General features: G+C 70.2%; 5 protein-coding genes and 1 pseudogene. All 6 read right to left on the bottom strand.

What is annotated here, in order from left to right:
- Positions 1 to 723: pseudogene (locus tag V7067_RS14625) on the bottom strand (hypothetical protein); the annotation flags it as partial.
- A gap of 106 nt (positions 724 to 829) precedes the next feature.
- The gene (locus V7067_RS14620) at positions 830 to 1,582 is read right to left on the bottom strand and encodes a thiamine phosphate synthase (protein ID WP_334176640.1); all 753 of its coding nucleotides are present in this window, start codon (positions 1,580 to 1,582) and stop codon (positions 830 to 832) included.
- The gene (locus V7067_RS14615) at positions 1,579 to 2,613 is read right to left on the bottom strand and encodes a class I fructose-bisphosphate aldolase (RefSeq protein WP_334176639.1); all 1,035 of its coding nucleotides are present in this window, start codon (positions 2,611 to 2,613) and stop codon (positions 1,579 to 1,581) included. The genes V7067_RS14620 and V7067_RS14615 overlap by 4 nt, the downstream gene beginning before the upstream one ends.
- Before the next feature lie 125 nt (positions 2,614 to 2,738).
- Positions 2,739 to 3,932 carry a phosphoglycerate kinase gene (locus tag V7067_RS14610; RefSeq protein WP_334176638.1) on the bottom strand — a complete coding sequence of 398 codons (1,194 nt, stop codon included), beginning with the start codon at positions 3,930 to 3,932 and terminating at the stop codon, positions 2,739 to 2,741.
- Between the two features lie 138 nt (positions 3,933 to 4,070).
- Entirely contained in the window at positions 4,071 to 5,078 is a 1,008-nt protein-coding gene (gap, locus tag V7067_RS14605; protein WP_334176637.1) for a type I glyceraldehyde-3-phosphate dehydrogenase, read from the bottom strand.
- Positions 5,079 to 5,179: 101 nt separating this feature from the next.
- On the bottom strand, positions 5,180 to 5,897 hold a 718-nt coding region (locus V7067_RS14600; RefSeq protein ID WP_334176636.1), incomplete at its 5' end, for a transketolase C-terminal domain-containing protein.

The raw sequence follows: 5,897 nt of genomic DNA, 5'->3' as shown, positions 1-5,897 counted from the left end.
ATCGGCACCGGAAACCGGAGCCGCAGCAGCCTCTGCCGGGGCGGTGGCAACGGCCTCATCCCGAGAAGCCCCGGAGGGCGGCGCGGACGCCGGGGATTGCACCGGCACGACCGCGGGCGAAGCCTGCGGAATGCCGCCCGCCGACGCGCCCTGCCCGGACGCTGCCTGCGCGGGCTGTGGCGCCGCTTCCGCTGCAGCCGCCGGGCTTGCCGGAGCCGGCTCGGCCGGCGCAGCCGCGACAGCGGCCGGTGTCGCCGGCGCTGCCTCCGCTGCGGGCACGCTCTCTCCGACCACGACGGCAGGTGCGCTCTCCGCGACCGGCGGCACGGCGGCGGCCGTATCGGTTGGCACGGGGGCTGCGGTTTCCGCCGCGGGTGCCGATGCCACAGCCGGCAATTCCGGGCGGGGTGCCGGCAGCGCCCCCACGCGGGGCGGTCTGGGCGCCTGCGCGACGGTGCCCTGCGCCTGCGGCGACGATTGCGGCGCGGGCGGCACAGCGGCGGGCACCGCCGGACGGATCACCAGCGGATTGCCGCCGGCAGCCGGCTGGTCGCCTTCGGCCGGCTGTCCGTCGGGCTGCTTCTTGCCGGGAAGCGGCAGAACGGACTGCACCTTCTTCCACGCGGAATCGAGGGGATCGAGCAGGCCGGCAACGGCGGGAACCGGCGCAGCGAGCGCCGGCAGAACCGCCAGAACGGCCAGCAGCAGCGGCCGGTTCAGCATGTGGCGGCGCCACTGCATCCGCCGGGCGGTGCGAGCCGGACCGGTACAGGTCGAGCCGGTATTGGAGCCGCCGCGATCCGGGCCGGACACGGCGTGCCCGGTCCTGTCACCGCAACCCGTCAGCAGATGCGAATGCCTCATCGATCAACCTGTTGGCCTCGGCCACCGCGGCCCGCGGACCGTCGGGATGAGACCACACCGCCTGTCGGACGGCCACGAAGTCTGCCCCGGTCAGCGCAACGCCGGTGACGCTGGCAATCGCGGCGCCCGCGAGGGCGACGCAGGGAACTTCGAAAACGTCCGCCCACCAGCCGGCAAGGGCGATCGTCTTCGGGTGGGCTTCGTCCTCCGGCACCAGATCGAGGAGGCCGAAGAACACATAGTCGGCGCCCTGCTCGGCGGCCTGCATGGCATGGTGCCGCTCGCGGATGCCACCTGCCCCGACGATGCGGTCGGGATGGAGGCTTTCCAGCAGCGCGGCGAAGTCCTCGCTGTCCACGTCCGCATGGATGCCGTCGGCACGGGTACGGCCAACCGCGCGGGTGTCGCCGGCAAGGATCGCCGCGGCACCTGCCGCCTGCGCCACCGGCACCAGCCCTTCGGCACGGCGCTGGAACTGCGCTTCGTCGGCATCGCCGGGCAGCAGCAGCACCGCCGCCACGTCGCCGCCGGCCAGCGCCTCCGCCAGTGCCTTTTCCGCAGCCTCGCCCTCGCCCGCTTCGGGGCCGGCGATCAGGAACAGGCGCGGACGGACGCGTTCAGCCGCCGCCGGGGTTTTTCCGGCAGCGGCTGCAACATGGCCTGAGGATTCGGGCGCGCCTGTGGCGCGCCCTTTCCTTTTCTTCGCCGACGCGCTCACGCCGCCTTTTCCAGTTCAGCCTTCCACTTGCCGTTGCCGGCAAGCCAATTCATCTTCGCCCGGTGCGTGAAGGCGCGCTGGCCGGCGGCCCAGTTCTCGTCCTTGCCGCCCCAAGCCTTGATGGCGGCAGCCTGCAGCGCGCGGCCATAGGAGAAGGTGATCTTCCACGGCAGGTCGCCGATCTGGTTGATGAGCGACAGGTGCTCGGTCGCCAGTTCGTCCGACTGGCCGCCGGAGAGGAAGGCGATGCCCGGCACGGCCACCGGAACGGTTGCCTTGAACAGCTTCACCGTCAGCTCGGCCACCTGCTCGGGGCTGGCCTGCACCGGGCTCTTCTGCCCCGGAACGACCATGTTCGGCTTCAGGATGGTGCCTTCCAGATCGACGCGGGCGATGAACAGCTCCTCGTAGAGGAACTTCAGCGCCTTCTCGGTCACGGCATAGCAGGTGTGGATGTCATGGGTGGAATTCGGGCCATCCATGATGACTTCCGGCTCGACGATCGGGACGATGCCGTTTTCCTGGCAAAGCGCCGCATAGCGGGCCAGCGCCTGCACGTTGGCGCGCAGCGCGCCATAGCTCGGCAGGCCGGTCGTGGTGTCGATATCGATCACCGCGCGCCACTTCGCGAAGCGGGCGCCGAGGTCGTGATATTCCTTCAGCCGGCCGCGCAGGCCGTCGAGGCCCTCGGTGATGCTCTCGCCCGGGAAGCCCGCCATCGCCTTGGCGCCGGCATCCACCTTGATGCCCGGAATGGAGCCGGCCTTGCGGATCAGGTCCACCAGCGGCGTGCCGTTGCGCGACGACTGGCGAATGGTCTCGTCGAAAAGGATGACGCCGGAAATGTACTTGGTCATCGCCTCTTCGGCGGTGAACAGCATTTCGCGGTAGTCGCGGCGGGCCTCGAAGGTCGATTCCAGCTTGATGGAGTCGAAGCGCTTCTTGATGGTGCTCGTGCTCTCGTCGGCGGCGAGCAGACCCTTGCCATCGGCGACCATGGCGGCCGCAATATCAGCGAGGCGTTCAGTCATCGTTCCAGTCCCGTTGCTTTGTCGTTCCGAGTGTAGCCGGAGACCGCGGCGGCGGCCCCGCGACGAAATTGCTTTGCCGTCCCGTCCCGGCCCGCCGTGGCGGCCGGCCGGGCGAGCCGGCAATATCACGCCTTCAGCGCCTCCACGCCCGGCAGGGCCTTGCCTTCCATCCACTCGAGGAAGGCGCCGCCGGCGGTGGAGATGTAGGAGAACTTGTCGGCCACGCCGGCATGGTTCAGGGCAGCCACGGTGTCGCCGCCACCGGCGATGGAGGTGAGCTTGCCGGCAACCGTCAGCCCGGCCGCCTCGCGGGCCGCCGCGACGGTGCCGCGGTCGAACGGCTCCAGCTCGAAGGCGCCGAGCGGGCCGTTCCACACCAGCGTGCGGGCCTCCTCCAGCGCCGCGACCACGGCGGCCACCGACTTCGGCCCCACGTCGAGGATCATGCTCTCCGCCGGCACGGCATCGAGGGTCACGACACGGTTCGGCGCGTTGGCGGCGAAGGCTTCCGCCACCACGGCATCTTCCGGCAGCACGATGCGGCAGCCGGCGGCGGCAGCCGCCTTCTCGATGCGGCGGGCCGTCTCGGCCAGATCGTGTTCGCACAGCGACTTGCCGACATCGACCCCGCGGGCGGCGAGGAAGGTGTTGGCCATGCCGCCGCCGATGACGAGCAGGTCGACCTTGGTGACGAGGTTCTCCAGAAGATCGATCTTGGAGGAAACCTTGGCGCCGCCGACGATGGCCGCGACCGGACGCACCGGGGCGCCCAGCGCCCGGTCCAGCGCCTCCAGCTCGGCCTGCATGGAGCGGCCGGCGAAGGCGGGCAGCACATGGGCCAGCCCCTCGGTGGAGGCGTGGGCGCGGTGGGCGGCGGAGAAGGCGTCGTTGACGTAGAGGTCGCCGTTGGCGGCGAGCGCCTTCACGAACTCGGGATCGTTGCCTTCCTCGCCCTTGTAGAAACGGGTGTTCTCCAGCACCAGCACCTCGCCGGGTGCCAGCGCGGAAACGGCCGCGGCAGCGGTCTCGCCGGTGCAGTCGTCGGCGAAGGCCACCGGGCGGCCCAGAACCTTGGCCACGGCCGGCACCACCACCTTCAGCGACTGGCTCTCGTCGCGCTTGCCCTTGGGGCGGCCGAAATGGGCGAGCAGGATCACCTTCGCGCCCTTGCCGGCGAGTTCGGTGATGGTGGGCGCAACGGCCCGGATGCGGGTGTCGTCGGTGACCGCGCCGTCCCGGACCGGTACGTTCAGATCCACACGGACCAGAACACGCCGGCCGGCGGCATCGATGTCGTCGAGTGTGCGGAACTTGGCCATCGCTTGCCTCTCAGGATTTCTTCCGGCGGAGCCGGCCGGCGCGTGATCGCAGCCTCGGGCCGGGCTCCCGCTTCCCCCGTTTGCAGACATGCCTCCGGCGGCGGGCGTGAAAGCCGCCCGCCGCCGGAAACCCCGTCGTCAGATCAGCTTCGCCAGCGCAATGGCGGTGTCGCTCATGCGGTTGGAGAAGCCCCACTCGTTGTCGTACCACGACAGCACGCGCACCAGCGTGCCGTCGAGGACCTTGGTCTGGTCGATGGCGAACGTGGAAGAATGCGCATCGTGGTTGAAGTCGATCGACACGTTCGGAACGGTGGTGTAGCCGAGCACGCCCTTCAGCGGGCCGTCGGCCGCCGCCTTGATGGCCGCGTTGATCTCGTCCTTGGTGGTGGCGCGCTTGGCGATGAACTTGAAGTCCACCACCGAAACGTTCGGCGTCGGCACGCGCACGGCGGTGCCGTCGAGCTTGCCGTTCAGCTCCGGCAGCACCAGACCCACGGCCTTGGCGGCGCCGGTGGAGGTCGGGATCATCGACAGCGCCGCGGCGCGGGCGCGGTAGAGATCCTTGTGCATCTGGTCCAGCGTCGGCTGGTCGTTGGTGTAGGAATGGATCGTGGTCATGAAGCCACGCTCGATGCCCACCGCGTCGTTCAGCACCTTGGCCACCGGCGCAAGGCAGTTGGTGGTGCACGAGGCGTTGGAGATGACGAGGTGATCCTTCGTCAGCTTGTCGTGGTTCACGCCATAGACGACGGTCAGGTCGGCGCCGTCGGAGGGGGCGGAAACGATCACGCGCTTGGCGCCGGCCTCAAGATGGGCGGCCGCCTTGGCGCGGGCGGTGAAGATGCCGGTGCACTCAAGGGCGATGTCGACGCCGAGTTCGGCGTGCGGCAGCTCGGCCGGGTTGCGCACGGCGGTGACCTTGATCGGGCCGCGGCCGACATTGATGGTGTCGCCGTCGACGGTCACCTCGGCCGGGAAGCGGCCGTGGACGGAATCGAAGCGCAGCAGATGGGCATTGGTCTCGACCGGGCCGAGATCGTTGATGGCCACCACCTCGATGTCGGTGCGGCCCGACTCGATGATGGCGCGCAGCACATTGCGTCCGATGCGGCCGAAACCGTTGATCGCTACTTTCACAGCCATGGCGTCTCTCCGTTTCGTGGATTTGGCCGGGCACGGCGGCTGCCGTGGCCTGCCCTTGTGTGTCACATAAAGCCGGTTGCCCGCACGGGAAACCGACTGGATCAATCTGCCTGTCTTTGCCGCTCCCGCGCGGTGGCGGCAACCTGCGCGGCGGCCACCCCGGCCACGGCCGCGCGCGCCGCCTCCACCACCTTCAGCGGCGTGAGGCCGAAATAGGGGAACAGCACGTCCGCCGGCGCGCTGGCGCCGAAGCCGCTCATGCCGACGAAGATGCCATCGTCCCCGATGAAACGCTCCCATCCGGTGCGGATCGCGGCCTCGATGGCGATGCGCACCCGCGCGCCGCCGATCGCCTCCGCGCGGGCGGCGGGCGACTGGGCGGCGAAAAGCTCGAACGACGGCACCGACACCACGCGCGTGCCGATGCCCTCTTCCTCCAGCACGGCGCGGGCGGCCACCGCCACGTTCACCTCCGACCCGGTGGCGAAAAGCGTGACCTGCGCCGGGCCGCAGCCCGCCGCCCACAACTCATAGGCCCCGCGGGCGGAAAGGTTCTCCCGCGCCTCGCGGTCGCGCAGCGACGGCAGCGTCTGGCGCGAGAGCACCAGCGCCACCGGCCCCTTCACCCGCCCCAGCGCCGCCTGCCAGCATTCCGCCGTTTCCACCGCGTCGGCCGGGCGCATCACGGTAAGGCCGGGAATGATCCTCAGCCCCGCCAGATGCTCCACCGGCTGGTGCGTCGGCCCGTCCTCGCCGACGCCGATAGAATCGTGCGTCAGCACGAACACCACGCGCAGGCCCATCAGCGCCGCCAGCCGG

It is taken from the genome of Pseudoxanthobacter sp. (assembly GCF_036822375.1).
GTDB lineage: Bacteria > Pseudomonadota > Alphaproteobacteria > Rhizobiales > Segnochrobactraceae > Pseudoxanthobacter.
Note: the sequence above shows the minus strand (reverse complement) of the source record. Positions and strands in the feature narration are given on the sequence as shown.

What these genes read in the sequence shown, in the direction of transcription:
- gap (WP_334176637.1), bottom strand. Translation starts at nt 5,078, where the DNA reads ATGGCTGTGAAAGTAGCGATCAACGGTTTCGGCCGCATCGGACGCAAT.
- V7067_RS14615 (WP_334176639.1), bottom strand. Translation starts at nt 2,613, where the DNA reads ATGACTGAACGCCTCGCTGATATTGCGGCCGCCATGGTCGCCGATGGC.
- V7067_RS14610 (WP_334176638.1), bottom strand. Translation starts at nt 3,932, where the DNA reads ATGGCCAAGTTCCGCACACTCGACGACATCGATGCCGCCGGCCGGCGT.